Source organism: Vibrio sp. QJM3NY_21, assembly GCF_057785975.1.
Genome location: NZ_CM173513.1, coordinates 2,276,156 through 2,301,851 on the forward strand (window position 1 = coordinate 2,276,156; position 25,696 = coordinate 2,301,851).

General features: G+C 42.9%; 25 protein-coding genes and 1 tRNA gene. 1 reads left to right on the top strand and 25 read right to left on the bottom strand.

What is annotated here, in order from left to right; genetic code table 11:
- Positions 1-44: 44 nt before the first annotated feature.
- From AC3CID_RS10030 to AC3CID_RS10080, 11 genes are all read right to left on the bottom strand, one after another.
- Complete coding sequence (locus AC3CID_RS10030) at positions 45-1,022, bottom strand: DHH family phosphoesterase (RefSeq protein WP_488526500.1); 978 nt, start codon at positions 1,020-1,022, stop codon at positions 45-47.
- Between the two features lie 58 nt (positions 1,023-1,080).
- The gene (locus AC3CID_RS10035) at positions 1,081-1,887 is read right to left on the bottom strand and encodes an ETEC_3214 domain-containing protein (RefSeq protein WP_065204880.1); all 807 of its coding nucleotides are present in this window, start codon (positions 1,885-1,887) and stop codon (positions 1,081-1,083) included.
- Positions 1,888-1,889: 2 nt separating this feature from the next.
- Positions 1,890-2,060, bottom strand: coding sequence for a hypothetical protein (locus AC3CID_RS10040; RefSeq protein ID WP_017062056.1), 171 nt, complete (start codon positions 2,058-2,060; stop codon positions 1,890-1,892).
- Positions 2,061-2,085: 25 nt separating this feature from the next.
- A complete protein-coding gene (locus tag AC3CID_RS10045) occupies positions 2,086-3,591 on the bottom strand; it encodes a transglycosylase SLT domain-containing protein (RefSeq protein ID WP_488526501.1) in 1,506 nt (501 codons plus the stop codon).
- 99 nt (positions 3,592-3,690) lie between these two features.
- Positions 3,691-4,302 carry a lipoprotein gene (locus AC3CID_RS10050; RefSeq protein ID WP_488526502.1) on the bottom strand — a complete coding sequence of 204 codons (612 nt, stop codon included), beginning with the start codon at positions 4,300-4,302 and terminating at the stop codon, positions 3,691-3,693.
- 3 nt (positions 4,303-4,305) lie between these two features.
- Positions 4,306-5,322 (bottom strand): hypothetical protein, encoded by a 1,017-nt coding sequence (locus AC3CID_RS10055; RefSeq protein ID WP_261377556.1) that lies wholly within the window; start codon positions 5,320-5,322, stop codon positions 4,306-4,308.
- Positions 5,323-5,376: 54 nt separating this feature from the next.
- Positions 5,377-6,360, bottom strand: coding sequence for an LPP20 family lipoprotein (locus AC3CID_RS10060; RefSeq protein WP_372243986.1), 984 nt, complete (start codon positions 6,358-6,360; stop codon positions 5,377-5,379).
- 669 nt (positions 6,361-7,029) lie between these two features.
- Positions 7,030-8,244 (bottom strand): sodium/glutamate symporter, encoded by a 1,215-nt coding sequence (gltS, locus tag AC3CID_RS10065; RefSeq protein ID WP_017083923.1) that lies wholly within the window; start codon positions 8,242-8,244, stop codon positions 7,030-7,032.
- Positions 8,245-8,498: 254 nt separating this feature from the next.
- Positions 8,499-8,589 (bottom strand) — tRNA-Ser (locus tag AC3CID_RS10070).
- Positions 8,590-8,769: 180 nt separating this feature from the next.
- Positions 8,770-9,219: an L-alanine exporter AlaE gene (locus AC3CID_RS10075; RefSeq protein WP_017105736.1), complete on the bottom strand. Its 450-nt coding sequence runs from the start codon at positions 9,217-9,219 to the stop codon at positions 8,770-8,772.
- A 248-nt stretch (positions 9,220-9,467) separates the two neighbouring features.
- Entirely contained in the window at positions 9,468-11,954 is a 2,487-nt protein-coding gene (locus tag AC3CID_RS10080) for an ATP-binding protein (protein WP_488526503.1), read from the bottom strand.
- Positions 11,955-12,092: 138 nt separating this feature from the next.
- Between AC3CID_RS10080 and AC3CID_RS10085 the strand changes: the two genes are divergently transcribed.
- Positions 12,093-12,662, top strand: a complete 570-nt coding sequence (locus tag AC3CID_RS10085; RefSeq protein WP_114633763.1) for a UPF0149 family protein — start codon at positions 12,093-12,095, stop codon at positions 12,660-12,662.
- A 78-nt stretch (positions 12,663-12,740) separates the two neighbouring features.
- Here the strand turns inward: AC3CID_RS10085 and AC3CID_RS10090 are convergent, their stop codons facing one another.
- The 14 genes from AC3CID_RS10090 to ruvB all read right to left on the bottom strand — a co-directional run bounded on the left by AC3CID_RS10090 (position 12,741) and on the right by ruvB (position 25,649).
- A complete protein-coding gene (locus AC3CID_RS10090; RefSeq protein ID WP_473575815.1) occupies positions 12,741-13,772 on the bottom strand; it encodes a potassium channel family protein in 1,032 nt (343 codons plus the stop codon).
- A 213-nt stretch (positions 13,773-13,985) separates the two neighbouring features.
- A complete protein-coding gene (gene nadA, locus AC3CID_RS10095; protein ID WP_017105740.1) occupies positions 13,986-15,047 on the bottom strand; it encodes a quinolinate synthase NadA in 1,062 nt (353 codons plus the stop codon).
- A 210-nt stretch (positions 15,048-15,257) separates the two neighbouring features.
- Entirely contained in the window at positions 15,258-16,046 is a 789-nt protein-coding gene (ybgF, locus tag AC3CID_RS10100) for a tol-pal system protein YbgF (protein ID WP_171310809.1), read from the bottom strand.
- A gap of 33 nt (positions 16,047-16,079) precedes the next feature.
- Positions 16,080-16,622 carry a peptidoglycan-associated lipoprotein Pal gene (gene pal / locus AC3CID_RS10105; protein ID WP_004736484.1) on the bottom strand — a complete coding sequence of 181 codons (543 nt, stop codon included), beginning with the start codon at positions 16,620-16,622 and terminating at the stop codon, positions 16,080-16,082.
- A 111-nt stretch (positions 16,623-16,733) separates the two neighbouring features.
- A complete protein-coding gene (gene tolB, locus AC3CID_RS10110) occupies positions 16,734-18,086 on the bottom strand; it encodes a Tol-Pal system beta propeller repeat protein TolB (RefSeq protein ID WP_017083928.1) in 1,353 nt (450 codons plus the stop codon).
- 12 nt (positions 18,087-18,098) lie between these two features.
- Positions 18,099-19,166, bottom strand: a complete 1,068-nt coding sequence (gene tolA / locus AC3CID_RS10115) for a cell envelope integrity protein TolA (protein WP_065204890.1) — start codon at positions 19,164-19,166, stop codon at positions 18,099-18,101.
- Positions 19,167-19,179: 13 nt separating this feature from the next.
- Complete coding sequence (gene tolR / locus AC3CID_RS10120; RefSeq protein WP_004736481.1) at positions 19,180-19,623, bottom strand: protein TolR; 444 nt, start codon at positions 19,621-19,623, stop codon at positions 19,180-19,182.
- A 3-nt stretch (positions 19,624-19,626) separates the two neighbouring features.
- Positions 19,627-20,310 (bottom strand): protein TolQ, encoded by a 684-nt coding sequence (gene tolQ, locus AC3CID_RS10125; protein WP_004736480.1) that lies wholly within the window; start codon positions 20,308-20,310, stop codon positions 19,627-19,629.
- A complete protein-coding gene (gene ybgC, locus AC3CID_RS10130) occupies positions 20,300-20,737 on the bottom strand; it encodes a tol-pal system-associated acyl-CoA thioesterase (RefSeq protein ID WP_017078182.1) in 438 nt (145 codons plus the stop codon). The genes tolQ and ybgC overlap by 11 nt, the downstream gene beginning before the upstream one ends.
- A gap of 172 nt (positions 20,738-20,909) precedes the next feature.
- Positions 20,910-21,212, bottom strand: coding sequence for a cyd operon protein YbgE (gene ybgE, locus AC3CID_RS10135; protein WP_017055065.1), 303 nt, complete (start codon positions 21,210-21,212; stop codon positions 20,910-20,912).
- A complete protein-coding gene (gene cydX, locus AC3CID_RS10140) occupies positions 21,205-21,312 on the bottom strand; it encodes a cytochrome bd-I oxidase subunit CydX (protein WP_000270284.1) in 108 nt (35 codons plus the stop codon). Before cydX ends, ybgE begins: the two co-directional genes overlap by 8 nt.
- A gap of 31 nt (positions 21,313-21,343) precedes the next feature.
- A complete protein-coding gene (gene cydB / locus AC3CID_RS10145) occupies positions 21,344-22,480 on the bottom strand; it encodes a cytochrome d ubiquinol oxidase subunit II (protein WP_114633768.1) in 1,137 nt (378 codons plus the stop codon).
- Between the two features lie 13 nt (positions 22,481-22,493).
- Positions 22,494-24,080, bottom strand: a complete 1,587-nt coding sequence (gene cydA, locus AC3CID_RS10150) for a cytochrome ubiquinol oxidase subunit I (RefSeq protein WP_029223557.1) — start codon at positions 24,078-24,080, stop codon at positions 22,494-22,496.
- A 552-nt stretch (positions 24,081-24,632) separates the two neighbouring features.
- Positions 24,633-25,649: a Holliday junction branch migration DNA helicase RuvB gene (ruvB, locus tag AC3CID_RS10155; RefSeq protein ID WP_017083931.1), complete on the bottom strand. Its 1,017-nt coding sequence runs from the start codon at positions 25,647-25,649 to the stop codon at positions 24,633-24,635.
- Positions 25,650-25,696: the final 47 nt, after the last annotated feature.

Sequence of the window (25,696 nt, forward strand, 5' to 3'; positions counted from 1 at the left end):
CTATCAAACTGATTTCAAGGTACCCGGTATTGTCAGCAAACCGTTTAAACGCTGAGTACTAGACTCGGTCGAATCAAATCATAGATGTAATCTAGTTCATTACTTTTCTGAAACTTGCTGTTGATGATGCCACCAGCCATGTGAGAATGCCCACCTCCAAAGCCAATCCCTTTATCGTTCAGTGCTCTTTTAACTATATTGGCGACATTGTTATTGGAGCACTCTGAACGAAGAGAAATAAAGGTTTTCTCATGACTCCTAGCAGTGAGGACGACGATATCAAGCTCATCAACACTTAATAGAAAATCTCCTAATACACCGAGCATATTTTTAGGACAATCTTCAGGAAGCACCGCAAATGCTGCATTTTTTTCACGGCGTAAGTTAGTCAACATTGAATTGAAAAGTTGCAATTCGTGGAACTCGACCTGATTACGACAAATCTTGTTGACCATAGCATTGTCTGCCCTCTCTTGAAGGTACAGCAGTGCTTTCAGATCAGCCGCTCCTACAGCCCGAGTAAAGTTAGCGGTATCAAAGCTCAAACCGACCAATAGTGCTGTTGCAATTTTTTGTGGCATCGGCAAAGAAAAATAGCGGTAATACTCAACCATCATGGTTGCTGTTGCGCCATAATTTGCTCGCACATCTGAGTACCATACAAAATCAGGTACTTTGACTTGGTGATGATCAATCACTGCGACTTCTAAACCTGGAACATCGGTAACGTTCTTTTCACCAATACAGCCATCAACAACAATGATCTTGTCGTCAGGCTGTAGCTTCAAGTCTTTTGGTTCATAGATTGGAATCTCCAACCAATCAATTAGGTTCCTAAGGGACACTCTATCGATGTAGCCATGGAAGGTAATAAATGTTTGAAATCCTTCCTTTTTTAATAGGTAAGCTAGAGCGTACGCCGAAGACAATGCATCATGGTCAGGGAAGTCATGAGCTTGGACAATGATTCGTTTATTGCCTTTGAGTCTTTCTAGAAACGTATCGAATTTTGAATTTGCCATAATCCAACTGCTGATAAAGCTCTAGCTTTGTAAGAAGCCAGAGCTAATGTGTTAATGGTTAACTCTTATGAATCAAACGGTACTCTGCACTCGATAAAATCGCTTCTTCAAGCGCATCGACACCTAACGTACTGTAACCATAAAAGTTTGGTTTGGCGCTCAATCGCAAAGACTGTACGCTCGTTACTACATCTTCATCCATCGTTAATGAGTCAACGACGGCGGCAAGCAAATTTCTATTACCTTTGGTCATTGGCGCAATAAATTCACTAACGCCACTAATTGAAGAATAGAGATAGCCGAATTCCCCACCGTTATTTTCTTCAATGTAATAATTACCAGTTCTAGCGAACGACGCTCGAATTTCATTAACACTTTCAATGGTATTAAAAGGCTGATTGAAAAACTCTACACCACCTGCATGTTCTCGTGTTTCAGGTACAAAACCTTGATCAGGAAAGACGAGGTAAGCGACAATAGCGTTATCTCGGGTAATTGCAGAAAGAATGAAGTTATCGTCTTGGTAATACTTAATGACGTCATTCGTTGAAGCGCGTTTGATATAGACAGGCGCACCAAAAGTTTGATCTAAAGCTTCAGCGGATGAACGAATATATATTCTCTCTAGCTTTCTATGAGATGGAATATCTGTCATTTGAGAAAGACCAAAGTCGAACATCTTTTCCAATGCATCAAAGCTGTCATTAAAGCCACCCAAAGCAATAGAAATAACCGATACCAAACCAATGGTACGAGCTAGACCGCCTTTCTTTTGCTCTTCTAACAGAGACTCTTGTGTCTCTTGCAGTTCTTGTAATTCGTCTTGAATATCTTTAGAAATATCAGCACTCTGTTCTTCAGACATTTTTAACCTTTAATCTCATCAATTGTATCCATCAATGCATCTTTGCCATCTTCAGCACGTTCCTGCACTCGCTCAAAAGCATCGGTGTCCATGATATCTTCAATTTCGTCACTGTAATTAAGGCCTAGGTAAATACCAATAGCGATGAAAAATAAAGCAAAAATCTTAAACATATTTAATCTCACCTCTTCAAAAGTTTTACTTATATAATGCGATCCGACTGTTCACTTTCTTCAAATAGTTTTTGGTTTCATCGTATGGCAACTTCGCAACTAGGTGGTTGTACACCTCTTCTGGAGTCATTTTGTTGATCACTTTGGATGCTTTGCCGATGCTCGTTGAGCGATCTTTGTTGAATGCCCGGGCAACGTTACCAGCGCCAGTGTTATAAGCCGCAATCACACAATACAAACGACTTTCATCATTCTCAATCTTACGCAGATACTTACTATTTAGGATATCCAAATAAGCGGTACCGGTTTCAACATTGATGACAGGCTGATACAAGTCCGAAACCTTCATTGGCGCATCGATATTGCGAACTTGTTTGTTCACGTCATGCCCCGCACTGGTTGGTACCACTTGCATCAAACCAAACGCCGGTACGTGTGATTTAGCATCAGGGCGAAAAGCGGATTCAGAATGCATAATTGCCATAATCAGTGCTGCATCTATTTCCCAGTTTTTACTTTCTTTCTCAGCTAAAGCACTGTATTTGCTTGCGCGCGCTTTTAAGCTGTTTTCAGGGAGTTTAACTTTGTAGGTGACCACCTTTTTAGGTTTCACTGGCGTAGCAGCCACTTCCACTACAGGCTGAGGTTTCACAGCGTGAGTTTCAGGTGCTTTTTCAGCTGCGCCCTCTACGTTCATTTGAACCACTTTCGAAGGTTTCTTTGGTTCTGCAACTGGCTCTGATTTCACGACTTCCTTAGGGGATTCTACTTTTTCAACCAGTTCAACGATTTCAACCTGAGGTTCTAGTCGTGTTACTTCAATTCCGTGTTTAGCACGCATTTCATCGTACAGCTTAGTCTGTGCTGCAATACGCTGTTGCGCTTTGCTCAGGAGTGCCAGTTTTTTGTTGTGAGCACGCTGATAAATGAATGAATCCGGAATGCCCGTGTTTGATTGAATAAGACGCTCAGCTTGAACATCAAGCTCATTCATTTGACTTTGCGTCTGTTCGATTACAAAGTCCTTTTCTTGTTGCTCTTTTTCCCAAGAGTACAAAACCTCGTGGTCTTGAGCTTTCAAGTCTGATAGCTCTACCACTTGCCCTGCAACTTCCACCGGGATTCCCTTTACAAGATCATCAATCTCTTCTGCACTGCTGTCTTTATCAACTAAAACAGAAACGGTCGCCGTATTATTTTCATAATCCACAGCGGTTTTAACTTGATCACCTTGGGAGTATTCAACTTGTGTGGTTTGAGAAGAAACCTCCCCTTCACCCCACGTTTTAATAAGGTCTGTACGACGTTCATCAAGCTGATTGGTGTATTCGTCGCGCCATTGTTCATACTCATCCAAATACGCATTTACATAAGCATGGAACTCTTTGAGCCTTTCTTCTTGGGATTGACTGGCATTAACCACTGCATTGTTTAACTGCTGTTTCTGGTTATCTGACACCGCAAGCGTAGGGAAACTAATTGCCATAGAGATTGCTATCGCTAACCCTGTTTTGGTGATCGTTTTATACATAACTAACTCCGAGATTGCATTGTCTCGTCCTAAAATACATAGAAACAAAAGGCCACTCAATCGGCGGCCTTGTCACTTTAACTAATCGTCATACCACGATTATTTTTTCAAAGCATCGAATGCCGCTGCAAGATCTGTAGCTGCTTTCTCGTTGTTGAATTGATCCCAAAGTGCAGAATCTTCACCACCGACTTCGTCGATAACCTTATTCATGTTCGCATCATAAGCCGCTTGGTCCATGCCAACTAGAACGTACAAGCCACCAGTAGGGCTAGCTTGACTTACAATGACACGGCTGTTTGTGAGCGTTTTGTTCACTACGGACTTAGTGATATTTTCAAACGTCTCTTTAACTTCTTCTGTTACTAACGTTAAACCTTCAGCAGAAGAGGTTGATGTTACGCCCTCTGTCGCAGCCTGGAATAAGTTACTTACGTCAGTTTCGAATTCAGCTGCAAGGTTCACACGCGCATCATTCACGGCGATCTTGCGCATAACGCTCATACCCGCAGCGCTTTTCTTCGCGTATCCCTTAGCCGCAGTAGCGATGTCAGTAGGAGTCACATCACAGATCCAGCCAGGAGCCGATACGGTAGGTGCATCAGGGAAGGTACAAGGCGCAAAGTTTTGCGTTTCCTTAACAGTCGCGTTGTTGCTCTGACAGCCAGCTAGAACCGTCACTAACGATGTAGTAATAAGTAGTTTTTTCATAGGTTATATTACTTCCTTAGCAGCCATTTCAGCTTTTTTCAGTTGGCATGGAATATCAGAAAAATCGCACTCAAGACTTGATGCGTCTACTTTACCCATCGTGCCTTTTTTCATTTTTAGTGATACTTCTTCGTCAATCACAACCCAAGAGTACTTGTCGGTCACTGCATTAACTTCGTTGTTTACAACGTAGCCTTCACCGATTGGGAAAATTTCAGTTTCGCCTTCCATCGATTTTATTGCATTTGAAAACAGAATATCTGTACCCGGTTTAATTTTCTTTTGTTTGCCCATTGCAACACGTACTTGAGTCCCAGCTGCACACTGGCGCATCTCTAAAACCGGAGCACTTGCCGCCAACATTTTGCCCAAGTCAGTAGAATACTCTACGGCTTCTGCAGCCGCTTTCGCAGCCATTGCGCCGTAACCTGATTCACTGACCGGGCAACGAGAATTGCTGGTCTCTGAGGACGAGTAAAAATCGCCTTCAAGTTTAATACGCTTCATCACTTCCATGCTTGGTAACGCCACTACTTTCGCAATCGCTTCTACATCAAAATCATAACTGCATGACGCTGGAACAACCTTAGTTTCACCGTCATCATTCTCGTAAGTGCGACGCTCACTGAATGACGTGCTTAGGTCGGCACTGGTAATTTCCGTGATGATTGCATAATCAGCAATTGGAACGCCTTTGCTGCTTAGGCGACCACTCTGCTCTGCTAGTTTAATTTCGCTTTTTGCTTTGTTGGCAATTTTACGGTCAACAAGGTTTGCACCGGTTTCATCGATTTGAGTTTCTAATGCATTTCGCATTGCTGCCTGCATCTTTTTCGATGCCGAATTTTTGAACTCAAGGTCAACTGGAAGAACAACCACCTTAGTATCGTCAGAAGAGGGAAGCTGAACATCAGCAGCTTCAATTTCTACACGTGTATCAGGGGTACATACTTCACTCACTGACGCACAACCAGACAAAGTTGCCAGTACAGCGCTAGCCATTAACGTTTTCTTTAACATTTATTCGCTCCGAACATGTTCGTTTTACTTTATTTTTCTAGAATCTGGAGTTTGCTATTTGATTAAACCTAGCGCAGCCCAAATCCCTTTTTCTTTTACTTGCTCATCGAAATGGCGAGCAGCCCCTTCGTCGGCATATGTGTAGTTAGTGACAGAATTACCCGTAGAAATAATTTCACTGCGAGAGATTGTTTTTGCTTTCATATTGATCACTTTAACGTCTGAAATCAGTGTTGAAATAAATGCATCTCCCACTTTATTTCGTCGGCGTTCTGAATCAACGTGCAGTACGTGAGTTTGATTTCTTCTCTTGGAAGTTGAGGTAGCAATATTAAATTCCGATAATTGCTCACCTAATAACTGAGTCGCTTTCTGTGAGTTTCTGTCATAAGAAAGACGGATATTAATCTGGCTGCTTATATTTTTATGTGTCGCTATAAGTTGATCGATAGAACGAGCATCGACTTGATATCCTGGTTCTAAAGGCGCAAGCATTGCTGTTCTTACCGAAACCTTATGCTGCAACTGGGAGGCACTTCGGTTGTCTAGCCACCATAACAATTTATCTTGATGCTCAAGCGCGACAAGTTTTGCTTCAGAGCTGCGGTTCATCTCTTTTATTTCACGAATCAATTGCTGCGTTACTAAGTTTTTTTTAACCCTAACCTCGACAAAAGCACCAAGTTCACTCTCTTCCATTTGCAGATATTCAATACCATTGAGGGTTAGTGATTCGGTTTTTGTATTTACTTTGTTATCTACTAGGCTATTTGAAAACCCAGCACCATTCGTTTCACGCGCGGTTTCTCGCATGTAAAAAGAAGATTCAACTTGAGTCCAAAGCTTTTCATTGATGTTATTGACCGCAATCTTTTTTGCGTGAGACAAGGTCCTTGCCTGTGCCACTGCATAAATATACTCATTAGTGTCTACTTGAGGTTTTAAATACCAAGCTGGTTTAGTTGATTGGCAACCAGTAGTAAATAAAAGTCCGACAACCACGGAGAATACTAGAAGTTTTTTTATATTTGAAAACATATGGCACTAAGGTCTAATAAATTTTCCGGCATGTTATAGCGTCACTAAATAACATTCAAATCGCCCTACTGAGAGAGTGGCTTATTTTCAACCACAAAATGTACATTATTTAAGTAATCATGAATCGACCATTAGCCGTCAGGCAAGATAAATGACACAATCAACAACATAAATATCTGATATAAAAGAATTTACATTTCAAACAAAAACACAGAAAAACCGTAAAAATTAATTTTATTTATTATCTTTAAAATAGGTAGAGAATAAAAAACAAACCAAAAAATGCTCAATAAATAGACTAACTTAGTTTTTATTCAAGATGAAAAATTAAAAGATAGGTTTAGTAAGTGCGACAAAAAATTATTATTAAATTTGGATTGCGACGATTATTTGTATAATTAAAAATCGAATAACACTAATATCAAAACAAACGATTTTGGAAGAATAAGTAACTCCCAAATAAATTATAAAAACACCCAGCCCACGGTGACATGAAATATAACCAAGTGATATATCTACAATATTATAAAATCAAGAAAGGGGGATGAATTAGTTAAAGGTATGGTCATGTACGAGGAGGGGTTATAACAAGACAATAAGTAGCTCACTCAATCGAGTAAGCTACTGAGAGTTGTCTGTCGTCAATGACAAGAAAGTACTAGGAAGTCACTACATACCAACAAAGAAACTGATCACTAGCGCGTTGATCAAATCAACAAAAAAACCACACACTAATGGCACCACAATGAATGCTTGTGGGCTTGCGCCATAGCGGTGAGTTACCGCTGTCATGTTCACAATGGCTGTTGCGGTCGAGCCTAGAGTGATACCACCGAAGCCTGAACATATCACCACAGAATCGTAGTTTCTTCCCATCAAGTAATAAACGACAAATATCGTAAACAGAAGCGAAAGCAGGATCTGGATACTCATGACAACAGAAATATAGCCAAACAGTCCATCGAGATCCCAGATACGCAGCCCCATCAAGGCCATGGTCAAGAACATACCCAAACAGATGTCAGAGATCATCGCTAAGCCTTTGCGGCCTTGGGCAATTTTCTCTTGTGTACGGCGCTTCTTGAACAATGCTCGACCAATATTTCCAATGAGGATACCGGCAATTAGGCAGCTTACGAATAACGGGAGTTTTAAGCCCATCGAATCGATAACTTCGCTCAGGCTGTAACCGAGCATCAATGTTAAGTTGAGAATCAACCACGCCCACAAGACACCGTAATGGCTCAATTCAGTGCGAGTTTCACTTTCTTGGTACGCACCAACTGTCACTTCTTCTTCATTGGATGGACTCACTTTGTGCTTGTTTAGTAGGTAGTTGGCAATGGGACCACCAATCACACACGCCGCTATCAAACCAACCGTATTTGACGCAACACCTAGCTCTAGCGCGTTAGCAATACCAAACTCTTCCACAAACATTGGCGCCCACGCTAACGTTGTACCTACGCCACCGATTAAGCTAACAGAGCCCGATAACAAACCAGCTTTAGGATCCATTCCAAAGCCAGAAGCTACAGCCATCCCGACCACGTTTTGCAGAACGATAAAGACGGCAGCAAGAAACAATAGAATGAACAACGGTCGCCCACCCTTAATCAATGTCTTAATATCCGCTTGGAGTCCGATACCAGCAAAAAAGTAGAGAAGCAAAAAGTCTCTGACATCTAGGCTAAAGGTGATTTGGATTTCAAAAATATAGTAAAGCGCCGCTACGGTCGCAGCACAAACAAAGCCACCAATCACAGGCTCTGGTAATGAATACTTTCTTAATACTTCAGATCGTTCAATCAAACCTTTACCGATAAACAGTAATGAAATCGCGATGGTAAAAGAGAGCATTGGTGAAACTAGGGTTTCTGTCATGGGGGAATGAATTCCTAATAGTTAGATTATTAATAATATTTCGTACTATTAATAATCTAGATTCATGCCGAAAGATCAAGCGTTTATCGATGATAAAAACACCAAATATGGTTCAATCTGCGACGGCATTAATAGAGGAAATAACTATAAAGGAATGATTAAAGGAACTGATACTAGGGATGGATGTAGATGAAGTGAAATATAGGGGCTCTAAAACGAGAAAACCCCAGCATTTCTGCTAGGGTTTTGAATAGTGGTGGAAGGATGGGGATTTGAACCCCAGATACGCTATAAACGTATACTCGCTTTCCAGGCGAGCGCCTTAAGCCACTCAGCCATCCTTCCACAAATTGTGTGTTGAGCTTGTGACTCAACGAGGCGCTACTTTATTGATTCTGCTTGCTTTGGTCAAGGGGCATTGTCAAAAAAAGTGCCTTTTTCAGTTTGTTCGATTACAAATTAACTCATTAGATCAAAAACAAACCAAATTTCATTCTTTCGCTGCACTTACGCTTGTTGCTTTTCTTAAGCTTGCTGATAGTAGCCCGGAACTCGAAACCATTTACGGCACATATCTAAGAAGTAACCGTACAGCACGCCCATACCGCATGAGATCACAGCGTTACTGGTTACAGCCGTAACGATCTGGTCGCTTGAAGCACCAACCGCCAATAAAATACCAGCATACACAGGTGACTGGAACAACACGTAAGCTAAAAGGTCAGAAATATTCTTCATCAACGAACTTTGTGAAAGCTTTGCACCATTACGCAAGAACCAATCACGAAAAACACCATAAGGCCAAGCAATAGCAATGTTTACTGGGATAGATAACGTTCGAGAAGCGAGAGACTGCTCAAATGTCATACCAGAAATAAACACTTCTACGATCATGCCTGAAATAAAACAGAAAACGACCATAGCAAATGTATCCGCAGCTGCGTTTCGAATACAAAATGGACCACGAGACTTCATTGACGTTAAACCTAAAATATATCACTGCCTATTGAGTGAATTAGCAACATATAAACAAGGTGTATTTACACCCTGCCAGATAATGTCGCTATTAAACCATAAGATTAGCAGTCATACATTTCAAATTGTAAATTAAGTTGTAAATTAACAACCAAAAACCACTTAAAAAGCAGTCACTTTCACCAAAAAATTACACTAAGGTCAAATAATATACAATTCGTTATTTGCTTTCTGTAATTAAACAACATCTAGGCCATAGGTAAATTTACAGTAATGATATTGATGACATCTTGTGTAGGTGGTGCTCCTAAAGAAACCTGCTCTAGCGCATTATCGACTTGTTCAGTAAGTTCAGCGTTGTTCATAGGTTCAACGTGGACACGCAGGCTCTCTAGTGCAAATTGAATCAGTTCTAGGTTGTTGTCTTCTAGCGCCACATACAGCGTCACTAACAGCTCTTCGGTGTTATCTTTATTTCGCAGATCAGGTTTAGGCAGTGACTCACTTTTACTTTTCGAGTCGTGTTTTTTTACATCTTGGCTTTCGAGAGCATCCGCTTTTACTTCATGGTATTGGTAAAGCTTATTTGAATAGCGGAACAACGCGTCATCCAGTTCACGCTCATCAATCGGCTTAGCTATAATGTAGTCCACACCCGCCCCGAGCATACGTTCGCGAGTCTCTTTAAAGACATCAGCAGTACAACCAAATACCAGTACCGATGACACATCACCTATCAAAGCTCGAATCGCAGTGGTTGATTCAACGCCATCCATCACAGGCATATGGTTATCCATGAGTACCAAATCAAAGCGCTCGGCAACCACTGCTTGTATTGCAAGTTCACCATTTTCGACGCTCTTACAAGTGAAACCTTTGCTGCTCATGAAGGTTTCAATGATCACCGTATTCGTTCGGTTATCCTCGACAATCAATACTTTTAAGCCTGAGTAGTCCAACTTCTTATGTGGCAAACTCTCTATCTCACCAGGCTGACATGGTTGAATCTTCAATCGAACATCAAAGCTCGTGCCTATCCCTTCTTCACTGGTAACGGTAATACTGCCATCCATCAATTGGGCAATTTTCTTCACTATCGCTAAGCCAAGGCCTGTACCGCCAAAACGTCTTGTGGTCGAAGACTCCGCTTGTTCAAATGGTTTAAAAATACGCTTTTGAGCTTCTTTAGAGATACCAATTCCGGTGTCGCGAACTCGAATACTAAGATAGGTGTCACTCCCCTCTACGACTTCTTTCAGGTACACCTCGACAAAGCCTCTGGAAGTAAACTTCACCGCGTTGTTCAATAGATTAAACAAGATTTGTCGTAGACGTGCTTTATCTGAGAAGTACCAACGACCAGAAGGCACCTCAGAGTACACTTTGAATTGCAGCCCTTTCTCGGAAGAGAGTGTGTAGTAGACACTGTTGATACTGCCGATGATCGAATCGAGTGGGAAGCGAGTCTCATCAAGATCCAGCCTTCCCTGCTCGATCTTCGAAAAGTCTAAGATCTCGTTGAGTAAGGTCATCATGTGATCACCGGACTCATACAAACTCTTGAGATGCTTCTCTTGTTCAGAATTTAGAGGCGTTTTTAATAGGATCTGAGCAGTACCCAATACCCCATTCATAGGGGTACGAATTTCATGTGACAGGGTCGCAAGGAAAGCGGTTTTTGCATTGGTGGATGCCTGAGCTTTAACCTTTTCCGCTTCAAGATAAATGGTCTTTTCGTTGAAGGTTTTAATCAAATGACCGATTTCGTCATCACTTGAGTAGTCAACATCTATGATTTCGCCTGCTTTCGAGCTATCTACCTGTGCGGCAATCGTTGTAATTGGGCTAATCAAATAACGGTTCAATAAGTAGTAACCCGCCATCACACAAAGTAGTAATAGCGGAACAATACCGCCCTCAATACTCATCACCTGACGAAATACTTCGTCTGCTACACGTGACTTAGAATTAACCACATCCACTTGCCAACCGAAATCACCAAATTGATTGCTACTGATGTAGATCCCTTCAACGAGATTGAAGTTATGCGAAACCAACACTTGATTGAGTTTATCTCTGAGCATAATGCCAAGATTGTATTCTTCGGCGTGGTTCTTGATAAAGCCTAGCAACTCTTCAAGCGAGAGATCCACCGTCGCAACGCCAGCAAAAATGCCGTCGTAATAATAAGGCGATGAAGCAGTAATCATTCGAACGTGTGTGTATGGGTCGATATACACATCGCTCCAAGAGATGGTTCCTTGTTTTTTGTTGACTACAGAGGTGTACCAATACTCTTCTTGATAAGGAGCATTTTTAGGATTGTTGTAAGAAAACAGCTGATCAATTTTTCCATCGTCGGCTTTATTGAAAAAGTGGCTGTTAAGACGCTTTTTAGAGTCAAGCGTATAAGGTTCAGGCCAAATTCCGGCACTGACGATCGTATCGTCGCTCGCCGCCAACATCGACTTAAAGAGCGGAATAACATCATCAGCGTTGTGATGTGCTTGAGCAAAGCCAACTAGGCTATCTACAAAGCCTTGAGAGCTGCTGAGTGGCTCTGTAATCAATGCGGATAAAAGTTGTGTACGCAAGTCGAGGTTTTGTTGTAATTTGGCGCGCACAGGGGATTCTACGACGTAATACGTCACACTACCGACAATGGCAATAAACATCGCAAGGTATAACCCAAGCGCTACCATACTTTTTTTCTTTAAAGACGACCGTATCTGCATAATTCTTTTATTGTTTTCTTTTCTGTTAAACCTAGTGTTTATCATCCATGACATCAAGCCTTTTTAGATTGAAGCTTGATTGGCACAAGTTCATTGGTACTATAAGCGCAAATATGTTCCCTTTTACGGTACCTCACTTTGACTTTACAAGATATTCTTGCGCTTCCAGAGTTGGAAGGAAAGCTAATCACAGAACACAAAACAATGGGCTTTGTCACTGCAATGGCAGCGGCACCTAATGTGTTAACCCCTCATGAGTGGCTGCCGTTCTTATGGGGTGGTGAAGAAGTCGCACCTTTTACGGATGGTGAGCAACTAGAGAGCTACATTGAAGTTATCATCACTCTTTGGAATAAAACACGTCCTGAGCTAATTGAAGGAACGTGGAGTTGGCCTGAAGCTTGCCAATTGGATGATGCAGAAGTGGTGAATACCGCTGCTCGCGATTTCTGTGAAGGCTTGCTTCAAGGATGGCAGATCGCCCGTGATGACTGGGAAACATTGATGCCTGAAGAGAGCGAAGACAACGCACTCGTGGGCGGCGTGTTACTTTCACTGAGTATGCTTTACGATCCAGAAACGTCAATTGCGACACTTGCAGAGCAAGGCATCGAAGGCCTAGAGCAATTTGAAGAGATCTTTAACGCTGTTCCTGTAATGCTTTGCGGATTAACGCAGCGTGGTATTGCACTGGCTGAAGCTCAATAAAAGTTAGCTTTATACTGACCCAAAAGGCCTCACAATGAGGCCTTTTTTTCGTTTTTGGACGAGATTAAAATAGTAGCTCTAGAAGCCTTTCCAATCGAAGTCATCAATTCGCTCGTCGGCGATATAAAATAGTTTAGTACCGCTGCTGACAACTTGGTCTAGTTCTGGGTTAAGTTCAATACCACTCCCCGCATCAATCGCGATCAGCGTTGCTTTGTACTTCTCTTTAAACACAGAGAAAATAGGCGCGACGGTGACAGGCTCAGCATCTTCAGGGAAATACGTTGAATATTGTGTCATACCTCTTGTGGAGCTCAATAGCTCTTGATGAAGCGCACTTGAACCTGGGTCTACCGCAGCCTTTGCTAGCATCTCTGCACCCACAGCCGGAATACATTCAGAGTTTGGACAATGTTTGTGTAGCAGGTCGCTCAACGCTTCATCTTTAAAATAAACCAGTAAGTGAGCTTTCGGATTTCGGTTAGCACAGTAAAGTGCTGCAGACAGGGTAATGTCGTCTTCCGGGTTATCAATCAGGATGCAACTCGCAGACTCAATACCCGTTTTCTCCATCTCTTTGCCATCTGTGTAGCTGTTTACTTTGACGAAATTGATTTCGCCGGGTAACGGGTTTTCGATATCTGAACGAGTACATAATACGATTGGTCGCTTACCCGTTTCTTCGTGTTGCAGCATGCGGATGAGGTGAATAGTTCTTTGTTCATTCCATCCCAGCATCAAAATGTGGTTGTCCACTCTAACTCTCCTTTTCCCTAGCAAGCCCGCTCGCCAATATTCAACACCTTCTGTTGCCACTTTACCAAGTAATGCGGCAAAAAGGCTGAGTCCACCCGGAATCACAAATAGAATGACTATCCACTGCCCCGCAGCCGTGGTCGGTGACAAATCACCATAACCTACTGTAGAAGCCGTCACCACCAAGTAGTAAGCAAATACGGTAACCGAACTGGTTAAATCTGTTTCACCCGCCAAATACAGCATCGACCACGATAGAACTATGTAGCCAAGAAAAGTGAACAGTAAGTTTTTGCCATTCAAAACAAAGATGTTTGCTTTGATCCAGCGTTTGAGTTGTAACCAGATGATCATTCGAGCCTCAAATCCTTTTCTGTTACTTACATGCTAGAAAAAATACGCGATATCAACAAGATATATCATCAGAAAAAGATACATAAGAACAACATTGATATCGATAGCCAATATTCAGATACAAAAAAACCAGCACTCGGCTGGTTTTTCTCTTGATGAGAAAAGCAAAACAGTGATTAAGCTGGACTGCTATATATCATCACGGCAACGAAATTAAGCGTTGCCTTTAACCTGTAGGTTAAGCTGTTCGGCAAAATCTAGCATGCGGTTCAATGGGATAAGAGACTTCACACGTAGTTCGTCAGAAACGAAAATTTCGTGTTGCTTACCACCATGCTCAAGTGCGTTTTCAATCGCTTCAAGGCCATTCATAGCCATCCAAGGACAGTGTGCGCAGCTGCGACAAGTTGCACCAGCACCCGCAGTCGGCGCTTCAATCAGCTCTTTTTCAGGAACCAATTGCTGCATCTTAAAGAAGATACCTTTGTCTGTCGCGACAATCATCTGTGGATGAGGTAGCTCTTTCGCCTTCTTGATCAGTTGGCTTGTTGAGCCTACAGCATCAGCCAGTTCAACCACGCTTGCTGGTGATTCAGGGTGAACCAAAATAGCCGCTTCTGGGTAGACCGATTTCATTTTCTTCAAAGCATCAGCTGAGAATTCATCATGAACGATACACTCACCTTGCCAAAGCAACATGTCAGCGCCAGTTTGATTTGCAATGTAAGAACCTAGGTGGCGGTCTGGCCCCCAAATAATGGGTTTGCCTTCAGCGTCTAGGCTTTCAACGATTTCTAAAGCAATGCTCGACGTAACCACCCAATCTGCGCGAGCTTTAACCGCTGCAGAGGTGTTCGCGTATACAACCACGGTGTGGTCAGGGTGAGCATCACAAAATTCTGTAAATTTGTCAGCAGGACAACCCAGATCAAGTGAACATTCAGCTTCAAGCGTTGGCATTAAAATGCGTTTTTCAGGGGTAAGGATCTTTGCAGATTCACCCATAAAACGAACACCAGCGATAATCAAAGTGCTTGCTGAATGACGGTTACCAAACTTAGCCATTTCTAATGAATCGCCAACGAAACCACCAGTTTCTTCTGCCAGAGCCTGAATTTCAGGATCGGTGTAGTAGTGTGCAATTAGAACTGCATCTTTTTCTTGAAGTAGTTTTTTGATGTTTGCGATGTGGGCCTGTTTCTGAGCGTCGCTCAATGGAACTGGCTTAGGCGGAAACGGGTAAACTGTATCGATTTTATCTAGTATATGACTCATTGCTCTTGCTCTACGCAACTTCTTCCGAGGATTAGAGTATTCTACACAGGAGAGCGATGAGGATCAAAAAGGATTGGTTGCAAGTAGTGACTAGCTAATACTTAAAACGCATAAACAAGGCGATGTGTTGGCAGCATAAAGAAGATAAGTAGACACTAAACGGGAGTGATCAGGTATAAAAAAGAGGTACCTGAGCACCCCTATTTTGTTTTACAAGTGGGTTTTAGCCACTTTAGCCGAAGCACTGTTTGGGTACTCGGTAACGACTTGTTGATAATATTTCTTAGCTTGCGCCGCGTTGTTGTTGCGTGCAGCTATGTCACCAAGCTTAACCAGCGCATCTGCTCGCTTATTTGAGTCTTTGTATGACACAACAGCGGCAAAGCTCTTCACGGCTTCTTTATCTTGCTTCTTAGCAAAATAAAGCTGACCTAACCAGTAGTGTGAGTTAGGTGTGAAGGTTGAATCTGGGAAGTCTTTTTGAAACTTTTGAAATGCTGCGATAGCACCCGTATAGTCTCGTTGCTTTAGAATCATATCTACAGCATTTTGATAAGCGGTTTGCTCATCCACATCAGTACTGAACGTACCAGAAGCGTCTTTAGAGCCTTCGCTCACCGCTACTGCTACCGTTGCCGTTCCTGCTGCTTTCACCTCGCCTCTCACACGATCCAGTTCAATGAACAGTTCGCGTTGGCGCTCTAGCATTTGCTTCATATCGTAGCTGTTTCGTTCCAGCTCACCACGAAGTTCACTGATCTCCAGTGCCATGTCGTCGATTTGCTGTTGCATTTGAAGCTGAACGAGATTGCGATTTTGAAGCAGGCGCTCTAAACGCTCAATATCTGATTCGTTAGATGCAGACGCTGCTTGAGAGGAAGATGATGAATTGGTTGCGGTGCTATTGAGATCGGATACTGGAGCTGGTGCAGCGAACGTAGTGTTCGCTGCACTTGCCAGTAACGAAAGCAAAATGACTCGCTTTGTGTTACTGAACATGAGGCAATTCCTCAATTATATAGTCTACTAAAATTAGTAAACTAGTACTGCGCGACGGTTTTTAGCGTACACATCTTCAGATTGACCTAGAAGAAGTGGCTTCTCTTCACCGTAGCTTACGATAGAGATTTGGTCTGCTTGAACACCTAGAGCTTGTAGGTATTTCGCTACAGCTTGTGCACGACGCTCGCCAAGTGCGATGTTGTACTCAGGAGTACCGCGTTCGTCAGCGTGACCTTCGATAGTAACGTTCATGTCAACGTTGTTGCTTAGGTAAGCTGCGTGAGCTGCTAGAATTTCTTCGTAGTCGCCAGCGATAGTAGAGTTATCGAATGCAAAGTAGATTGTTTGAGTTTCGCGTAGCGCTTGCTCTTTAAGCTCTTGCTCAGACAGTTGAGCGTTAGCATCAATTGGCGTTACAACAGTTGTGTCTACGTTGCCTTCTGAACCTGAAGTTGTTTGGTTGCTTTCAGTACCTGAAGTTGCAGATGTTGCTTCATCAGTTGAGCTACATGCCGTTACTGCCATCACTGGTAGTGCAATCATCAAGCCTTTAAGAACTTTGTTAAGTTGCATCTTTTTTTCCTTACGTTATCAAACTTAGTTTCTACAGCGACTAAGTGCTATAGATAGTTAATTGCCACAATAGTTAACACTATCAATAGCTAAAAGAATATATCACTTTAACTAGAGGAACGGTGACCATGCAGGCGCTCTTACACGTCCGTTGGTTGCCGGTAATCTAGCTTTGAAACGGCCATCGATAGAAACCATCGATAATACGTTTGTTTTGTTGTAAATAGAGCTATAGATAACCATACCTCCATTTGGCGCAATACTTGGAGATTCATCTAACAATGTTTTTGTTAGCACCTGAACCGCACCGGTTTCCAAATCTTGCTTAGCCAAGTTGAAGCCTGAATTACTGCGATTGACCATGATTAGGAATCGACCATCAGGGGTGATCTGGCCACCTAAGTTTTGGCTACCTTGCCAAGTAATACGAGAAGTCGAATTATTGGACAAATTTACATTATAAATCTGTGGTTTACCACCACGATCCGATGTGAAAATAAGAGACTTGCCATCTGGGTGCCAGAATGGTTCCGTGTTATTAGAACGGCCACGAGTAATTTGAGTCAGCTTACGGCTAGCAAGGTCAAGTGTGTACACCTGAAGGCTGCCTGTTTTAGACAATACCAATGCCAATGTTTTACCATCTGGCGAGAATCTTGGCGCACCATTATGACGAGGGTATGACGTTACTTTCTCACGCTCACCCGTGTAAATGTTCATGATGAATATTTCAGCTTGGCCATTTTGGAAACTCACATAAGCAAGCTTTTTGCCGTCTGGTGACCATGCCGGTGACATTAGAGGTTGCTTAGAACGAAGTACCAAGCGCTCGTTAAAACCATCGTAGTCAGCAACACGAAGTTGGTATGGGTATTTATCTTTGTCGTTCACTACCACATAAGAAATACGAGTTAAGAACGCACCTTTCTCGCCAGTCAGTTCTTCATAAACTAAATCAGAAATACGGTGTGCATACTCTCTCAAGCGTTTGCCCGGAACCGTCGCTTTCTTATTGAACAACACGTGGTCTTTAGAAAGTACCAGTTGGCCCTCATCACTTAACGCACGGCTTTGTCCTTTGGTCAGTTGACCACGAACAATGTCAATCAACTGGTAGTTGACTACATATTGCCCTTCAGCATTTTTAGTGATGCTACCTGTTAGCAGTGAATCAACGCCTAAGTTAGTCCAAGCATCAAAATCCACCTCACTTTCGCTGTAAGGCGTCTGTGGCATTTTGCTTGTTGCAACTGGGCTAAATTTACCACTGCGTTGTAAGTCAGAAGCAATAACCGCTGATACATCGTGTGGCAATGGCTCTGCGCCTTCCCAACGGAAAGGGACAATAGCGATAGGTCTTGCGGAGTTAATACCGTCTGTAATAACCAGCTCCAGTGCCGCGTGTGCAAACTGGCTGCTTGTAGCTATTAAGAAAACAAAACTCAGTAATAGTTTCTTTAACACAAGTTCGTCCTTTTACTCTGGTGATACAGTTAAGTTAATGTCTTTCAGTGATTTCACAATGTCTGGGTCTTTCGGCAACGGGTAAGATTGCACTTGCGCCACAGCACGCTTGGTTGCTGCACATAAACGGCTATCGCCATCTAAGATACTTAAGCTACCCAATATCGCGTTAGAGCCCGTTGGAATCAGCTTAAGGTTCACTCGACATGAGCGTCCTCTATAGCTGTCTTCTAACAACAGGTTCTGCTGAATCAGTTGGGTATAAATAGCACCGTAACGCTGTGCTTCATCACTAATAAACTGTTGTCTTGCTGAAGAGTTTTGAGTCGATTCAGTCTCCAGTCCAGCAAAGATGTCGTTCAATGCTGCTTCTTGCTGTTTACGCTCTTTTTCAGCTCTTGCTGCAGCTTCTTTTGCTTTGCGCGCTTTCTCCGCTGCGGCTGCCGCTTCTTTCTCTTTCGCTATACGTTGCTTTTCAGCACGTTCAGCGGCTTCTTTTTCTTTACGAGCTTTATCTGCAGCTTCTTTCGCGGCTTTCTCTTTTGCCACGCGTTCTTGTTCAGCTTTAGCAATCGCCACTTCTTTGGCTTTGCGCTCTTTTTCTGCTTTCACAACCGCTGCTTCTTTCAATTTACGATCAGCTTCTGCTTTAGCGGCTTTCTTTTGTTCTTGCTTTAAACGAGCCTCTTCAACTTTACGTTGTTTTTCATTCTCAACTCGACGCTTTTCAGCTTCGCGAGCGGCTTTCGCTTCTTTAGCCTGCTTTTCTTTCAGCTTTCGAATGTTCTCTTCTTCAGCTTTACGATTTTTTTCAAGTCGTTCGCTTTCACGTCTTAGTTTGTCTAGACGCTCTTGCTCTTTCTTACTCGCTGCTTCTCTTTGCTGGCGAATCTGTTGAGCTTGTTGGCGAACCAACTGAGGATCAATCACCACGGCTTGAACCATCTGCCCAGTAGGCTTTGGTTCCGACATCGTGAAATCCGCCCCCCAAATAAGCGCAACGAATAAGATGACGTGCAGCCCAAGAGAGATAAGAAGCGGTGATCTAAAATTATTGGATTTCTTATTATTCGCTTTCATGAATGCTACGGAGCTATTCCCTTATATCCGTTAATAGGCCAACCTTTGGCACACCTGCACGGCTTAATTCATCAAGTAATAAAACTACTTCAGCGTAAGGCGTTGCGGCATCACCACCAACCGCCACTGGAGAGTTTGGCTTAAGAGACAGCTCGGCTTTCACTCGGACGATAATGTCTTCCATTGATAAACCACGCTGTACTTCTTCGTTGTTCACACTCAAGCCAAGCTCACCGTCTTTGTTCACTTCAACGATAATAAAGCTCGCATTGTCGTCACCCAATAGATCTTGTGCAGACTGAGCCGTTGAAGCCTTAGGCAATTCAACGTCTACGCCTTGAGTAACGAATGGCGAAGTCACCATAAAAATAATCAGCAAAACAAGCATAACGTCGATGTAAGGTACAACGTTAATCTCTGCTGTCATTTTGCGTTTTTTAGGTTGGTATCCGGCCATCTATTATTCCCTGCCAGCCATCGCTTGACGGTGAAGAATACTGTGGAACTCTTCAGAGAAAGTCGCATAGTTGTGCTCTAGCTTACCGACTCGACTGCTAAAGCGGTTGTAAGCCATTACAGCTGGAATCGCCGCGAATAGGCCCATTGCTGTCGCGATCAGTGCCTCTGCAATACCAGGAGCAACCATTGCTAACGTCGCTTGCTTCACTTCACCTAATGCGATGAATGAGTGCATGATGCCCCAAACCGTACCAAATAGGCCGATGTACGGACTGATAGAACCAACGGTTGCTAAGAAAGGTAAGTTGGTTTCTAGCTCGTCTACTTCACGGGCAACCGCTACGCGCATTGCACGGCCAGTACCTTCCATAATGAAGTCAGGAGATGTTGCATTCGATTTACGAAGGCGAGCAAACTCAGTAAAGCCTGCGTAGAAAATTTCTTCAGTACCAGAAAGCTCGTCTTTGCGCTTATTGCTCTCTTGGTACAGTTTTGCGAGATCAACGCCTGACCAGAACTTATCTTCAAATACGTCAGTTTGTTTAGAAGCTTGAGATAATACTTTACTTCTTTTTATGATCATTGCCCAAGAAACAACAGACATGCCCATAAGAATCAGCATGACCATCTTAACTAGTAAGCTAGCTTCTAAAATTAGGCCTAAGATTGAGATTTCAGCAGTCACTATTCGTTAGCTCCGTGAGAATAAATGTTGGCATTGCTTTGGGTTTCATTTTTTGATTATCGATACATGCTACCTTAACCATTGCTTTACACAATGCCTTGCCATCAGGATTTACGATCTCTTGACAGAAGACCAAGGTAGCTCGCTTCAACTCGTAAATATTTGTAATGACTTGTAAAGAATCATCAAGTCGCGCACCTTGAATAAAATCAATGTCCATATGTCGGACTACAAAACCTATATTTTGTTCTAACAAGACTTGCTGAGAGACGCCAATTGAGCGCAACATCTCAGTTCGAGCGCGTTCGAAAAACTTAAGATAGTTTGAATGGTATACAACACCACCTGCATCGGTGTCTTCGTAATACACTGTCACTGGCCACGTAAATGGCTTAGATATTCCCTGCAATTTGATACCACAATCCAAAACGATAAAGATCTCACTATAACCTAACTCCTTATCATTAATAGTATATCGCTGTGAATTTTTTGATTTAATAGACGAAAAAAAAGGCCATCTGTATAAGATGACCTCTTTTTGGCTAAAAACCCAACAAGTATAAAGGTTCACGTCGTTATAAACCTAAATCTTCTGCCTTTTATAAAAGGCGCAACACCGTTAGGTAGAGCAAAATTGTGAGTGAAACGTATGGGCTAAACAGTAGCTGCCACATCCAAGCTCTAGGCTTAAACCCGATACCGTAAACCATGCTTGAGCACACTGCCCAAATAAACATTGGCCCGATGATCGCGTTAAAGCCACCGATGCTTGTCGCATACGCTTCAGGATCCCACATCACTAAACCAACATGCATGAAACCCAATACGAGGGATAAAGCTCTTAACAGAGTCTTATCCATTGGTTGATGCAGTTTAGCGATTTGCTCCGCGAGATTACTCACTGTCTTTATCCATCATTTCTGAATGCTCTAACCAAAGAGCATTGATGATGCCGAATGCACATGCTAGAAGTACACCCAAAATCCATGCGAAATACCACATAAAATTTCTCCTAAGTTATTTAACTTCTAGCTTAGTAAGCTGAAACGTCGTTATCTTCGATGTGTTTCTTATCTAGACGACCGAACATTTTGTAGTATGTCCAAGTTGTGTAGCCAAGAATCACAGGAACCATTACCGCCGCAACTCCGGTCATAAGACCAAGCGTTAGCTCACTCGCTGTTGAATCCCACATAGTCAAACTATGGCTAGGGTTCAGGCTTGATGGCATTACGAATGGGAACATTGCAAAACCAGCCGTTAAAATAACACCAGCGTTAGATAGGCTTGAGAACAAGAATGCGAAACCACCACGCTCAAAGCGAGATGCAATCACAGCAAGCAGTGGCATTGCGACACCAAGGATCGGCGCAGCCCACATTGCTGGATACGTTTCGAAGTTTGTCATCCAAGCACCAACTTGAAGTGATACTTCTTTGTTTAGTGGGTTTGAATCAGCAAACGTGTCCATCGTGCTAGTGATTACGTAGCCTTCAATAGACTGAACCCAGAAGCCACCAATAATGAACAGAGCAATAGCAATTAGGCCAGTGATCTGAGCAACGTTACGAGCGCGGCTGTGCAGTTCTTCTGTTGTCTTCATTTGAAGCCATGTTGCACCTTGCATCACGAACAACATCAAAGCCAACACACCACAAAGCAATGCAAATGGGTTAAGCAGGGCAAAGAACGTACCATGGTACTTAGACATCATAAATTCGTTCAGATCAAATGGTACACCTTGTAGTAGGTTACCAAATGCCACACCGAAAATGATTGGTGGTACTGTGCCACTAAAGCAAAGTGCGTAGTCCCAAGTTTTACGCCATTTTGGATCTTCAATCTTAGAGCGGTAATCAAGAGCAAGTGGACGTAACCAAAGCGCTGCTAACGTCGCATACATCGCGAAGTAGAAACCAGAGAAAGACGTCGCGTAAACCAAAGGCCATGCAGCAAACAATGCACCACCCGCCGTAATTAGCCAAACTTGGTTGCCATCCCAGTGAGGGGCAATAGTATTGAGCATAATACGACGTTCAGTGTCGCTCTTACCGATAACAGGAGAAAGGGCTGCAACACCCATATCGAAGCCATCAGTTACGGCGAAACCAACCAGTAGAACACCGATCAATACCCACCAAATAAGTCGTAAGCTTTCGTAATCAAACATAATATTCCCTCACTTATACTTCGACTGAACGGCTAACTTTGTCTTCAACAGAGTTATCGTTTTGTTCGAAGTGGTAACGGCCTGTCTTTAAGCTACTTGGACCTTTACGTGCGAATTTCAGCATTAGGTAAACTTCAGCAATTAAGAACACTGTGTACAGTGCCAGAATCGCGAATAGAGAAGTCCAAAGCTGTTCAATAGTTAGTGCTGATGCTGCCACATTAACCGGTAGGATTTCACCAACCGCCCATGGTTGACGACCAAACTCAGCAACAAACCAACCCGCTTCAATCGCAATCCAAGGTAGTGGGATTGAGAATAGCGCAGCTTTAAGTATCCATGGTTTCTGTTCGATCTTCTGACGACACGTTTGAACAAACGCCGCACCGAATACAAACAACATGATGAAGCCACAAGCAACCATCAGACGGAATGACCAGAATAGAGGCCAAACTGTTGGGATAGAATCATCCGCAGCCATTTGGATTTGGTCTTCTGTTGCATCAACAACGTCGTCTGTGTAGCGCTTAAGAAGCAGACCGTAACCTAGGTCACCTTTCACTTCGTCGAACGCTGCGATGTTTTCTTCAGACTTATCGCCTGAACGTAGCTTTTCAAGCAGCTCGTATGCGTACATACCAGTGCGGATACGATCAACGTGATCATCACGTAAGTCACGTAGGCCCGTTACTTCAGTATCAAGCGAACGCGTTGCGATGATGCCCATTACGTATGGGATTTTAATTGCGTAGTCAGTATTCATTGTTTCTTGGTTTGGAATACCAAAAACAGTAAATGCTGCTGGTGCTTCTTCAGTGTGCCACTCGGCTTCTACCGCAGCGAGCTTCACTTTTTGAACTTCACCAAGCTCGTAGCCAGATTCATCACCTAGTACGATTACTGACAGGATCGCCGCCATACCGAAAGATGCTGCAATCGCAAAAGAGCGACGAGCAAAGGCAAGGTCACGACCTTTAAGAATGTAGTATGAACTGATACCAAGGATGAACATTGCACCCGTTGTGTAACCAGACGCCACTGTGTGTACAAATTTAACTTGTGCTACTGGGTTTAGTACAACTTCAGCGAAGCTCACCATTTCCATACGCATGGTTTCAAAGTTAAATTCCGCACCCACTGGGTTTTGCATCCAGCCGTTTGCTACCAAGATCCATAGCGCTGAGAAGTTAGAGCCAAGTGCTACTAACCACGTTACCGCTAAGTGCTGACGCTTTGACAATCTGTCCCAACCGAAGAAGAAAAGACCAACAAAAGTAGACTCTAGGAAGAATGCAACAAGCGCTTCAATAGCTAGCGGAGCACCGAAGATGTCTCCAACGTAGTGAGAATAGTAAGACCAGTTTGTACCAAACTGAAACTCCATGGTTAAGCCTGTCGCTACACCAAGAGCAAAGTTAATACCAAACAATTTACCCCAGAACTTGGTCATGTCCTTGTAAATTTGTTTGCCCGTCATTACATATACTGACTCCATAATGGCAAGAAGAAATGCCATACCTAAGGTCAGTGGAACAAATAGGAAGTGATACATCGCTGTAAATGCAAACTGCAATCGCGACAGATCAACAACATCAATCATGGTAACTCCTTTGTGTCGGCTGAATGACACTTGTGTGATTATTCACCGCAAAAATCCATGTTAAAACAATTTATGTAATTGTTATTACAAATTGAAATTTGTAGCAAAAACGTACCGTTATAGTTAGATTATTGTTAAGCATGAGCTAATATAGCTGGCGCTAATATTACTGGTAAAATCAGTATGTTTCAAAAGGTTTATAGGAGAAGTCTGCGTTGATTTGTATCAATTTTATTCAAGCAAATTAGAGTTATTTTTAAACAATCATGATTAAAATCACACCAATTTTAGCCTTGTTAATAACCGCGCATGATATCTGTGACAAAAGCTCAGCACCACCTCAACATACCAATTACAACTACCTATAAAGTATTAACAAAAGATATGACAGTTTATTTCATTTTTTGTTATCCAAATCAAACTTGGAATCAAAGTTTCCATTTTTGAATTTCGATAATTCGCCTTTTTATCGATTTGCTCAAAGAGTTGTTATTCAATAAAAACCAAAAAATCCCAGCGCTTATGCAACTGGGATCTTTAGAAATGAATAATTTAACGATTAGACGGTTTATCTATTCCAAAGTGTAAATACGCTCTGTCGGTCGCGATTCGACCTCTTGGCGTTCTTTGTAAGTAACCCTGCTGAATCAAGTAAGGCTCCAACACATCTTCAATGGTGTCTCTCTCTTCACCAATCGCAGCTGCCATGTTGTCGATACCAACCGGACCACCGCCAAACTTCTCCATGATTGCAAGCAGAAGCTTTCTATCCATGTAGTCAAAGCCTTTGGCGTCAACGTCCAGCATGTTGAGTGCTTTATCTGCAACGTCTGGGCAAATATGTCCATCGCCTTTCACTTCCGCATAGTCACGAACACGACGTAGTAAACGGTTAGCAATACGTGGTGTACCACGCGCACGGCGAGCAATTTCTAATGCACCTTCAGACTCCAGAGATAGGCCAAGGCAATCCGCGCTGCGTTGAACGATATTTTGAAGATCTTCTACTTTGTAATACTCAAGACGCTGGGTAATGCCGAAACGGTCACGTAACGGAGACGTCAGTGAGCCAGCGCGAGTGGTTGCGCCAATCAAAGTGAACGGAGGAAGATCAATTTTGATAGAACGTGCCGCAGGGCCTTCACCAATCATGATATCCAATTGGTAATCTTCCATTGCGGGATACAACACCTCTTCAACCACTGGGCTCAGACGGTGGATCTCATCAATGAACAGCACATCATTTTCTTCAAGGTTAGTCAGTAGCGCCGCAAGGTCACCGGCTTTCTCTAGAACAGGGCCTGAAGTGGTACGGATGCTCACATCCATTTCATTGGCAACAATGTTTGCCAACGTGGTTTTACCTAAACCGGGAGGGCCAAAAATCAACAGATGATCCAGAGCTTCATTTCGCATTTGAGCGGCTTGAATGAAAATCTCCATCTGGTTACGAACGTGGTCCTGACCTTGATAGTCGGCTAGCGCCTTTGGACGTATTGCACGGTCGATAACATCTTCATCTTTAAAGACCGGATTATCCGGTGCAATCAGGCGATCGGCTTCAATCATAAATTCTGTTATTCCTAACTCTGCGCACAGGCAAAGTGAATGAGTCT

Bases quoted from the DNA above. Each gene is read 5' to 3' on its own strand.
- AC3CID_RS10050 (WP_488526502.1), bottom strand. From the start codon at position 4,302: ATGAAAAAACTACTTATTACTACATCGTTAGTGACGGTTCTAGCTGGC.
- AC3CID_RS10090 (WP_473575815.1), bottom strand. From the start codon at position 13,772: ATGATCATCTGGTTACAACTCAAACGCTGGATCAAAGCAAACATCTTT.
- AC3CID_RS10060 (WP_372243986.1), bottom strand. From the start codon at position 6,360: ATGTTTTCAAATATAAAAAAACTTCTAGTATTCTCCGTGGTTGTCGGA.
- tolR (WP_004736481.1), bottom strand. From the start codon at position 19,623: ATGGCCGGATACCAACCTAAAAAACGCAAAATGACAGCAGAGATTAAC.
- tolA (WP_065204890.1), bottom strand. From the start codon at position 19,166: ATGAAAGCGAATAATAAGAAATCCAATAATTTTAGATCACCGCTTCTT.
- AC3CID_RS10040 (WP_017062056.1), bottom strand. From the start codon at position 2,060: ATGTTTAAGATTTTTGCTTTATTTTTCATCGCTATTGGTATTTACCTA.
- AC3CID_RS10030 (WP_488526500.1), bottom strand. From the start codon at position 1,022: ATGGCAAATTCAAAATTCGATACGTTTCTAGAAAGACTCAAAGGCAAT.
- pal (WP_004736484.1), bottom strand. From the start codon at position 16,622: ATGCAACTTAACAAAGTTCTTAAAGGCTTGATGATTGCACTACCAGTG.
- ybgF (WP_171310809.1), bottom strand. From the start codon at position 16,046: ATGTTCAGTAACACAAAGCGAGTCATTTTGCTTTCGTTACTGGCAAGT.
- AC3CID_RS10080 (WP_488526503.1), bottom strand. From the start codon at position 11,954: ATGCAGATACGGTCGTCTTTAAAGAAAAAAAGTATGGTAGCGCTTGGG.
- AC3CID_RS10035 (WP_065204880.1), bottom strand. From the start codon at position 1,887: ATGTCTGAAGAACAGAGTGCTGATATTTCTAAAGATATTCAAGACGAA.
- AC3CID_RS10075 (WP_017105736.1), bottom strand. From the start codon at position 9,219: ATGAAGTCTCGTGGTCCATTTTGTATTCGAAACGCAGCTGCGGATACA.
- nadA (WP_017105740.1), bottom strand. From the start codon at position 15,047: ATGAGTCATATACTAGATAAAATCGATACAGTTTACCCGTTTCCGCCT.
- cydX (WP_000270284.1), bottom strand. From the start codon at position 21,312: ATGTGGTATTTCGCATGGATTTTGGGTGTACTTCTAGCATGTGCATTC.
- AC3CID_RS10055 (WP_261377556.1), bottom strand. From the start codon at position 5,322: ATGTTAAAGAAAACGTTAATGGCTAGCGCTGTACTGGCAACTTTGTCT.
- cydA (WP_029223557.1), bottom strand. From the start codon at position 24,080: ATGATTGATGTTGTTGATCTGTCGCGATTGCAGTTTGCATTTACAGCG.
- cydB (WP_114633768.1), bottom strand. From the start codon at position 22,480: ATGTTTGATTACGAAAGCTTACGACTTATTTGGTGGGTATTGATCGGT.
- gltS (WP_017083923.1), bottom strand. From the start codon at position 8,244: ATGACAGAAACCCTAGTTTCACCAATGCTCTCTTTTACCATCGCGATT.
- ruvB (WP_017083931.1), bottom strand. From the start codon at position 25,649: ATGATTGAAGCCGATCGCCTGATTGCACCGGATAATCCGGTCTTTAAA.
- AC3CID_RS10045 (WP_488526501.1), bottom strand. From the start codon at position 3,591: ATGTATAAAACGATCACCAAAACAGGGTTAGCGATAGCAATCTCTATG.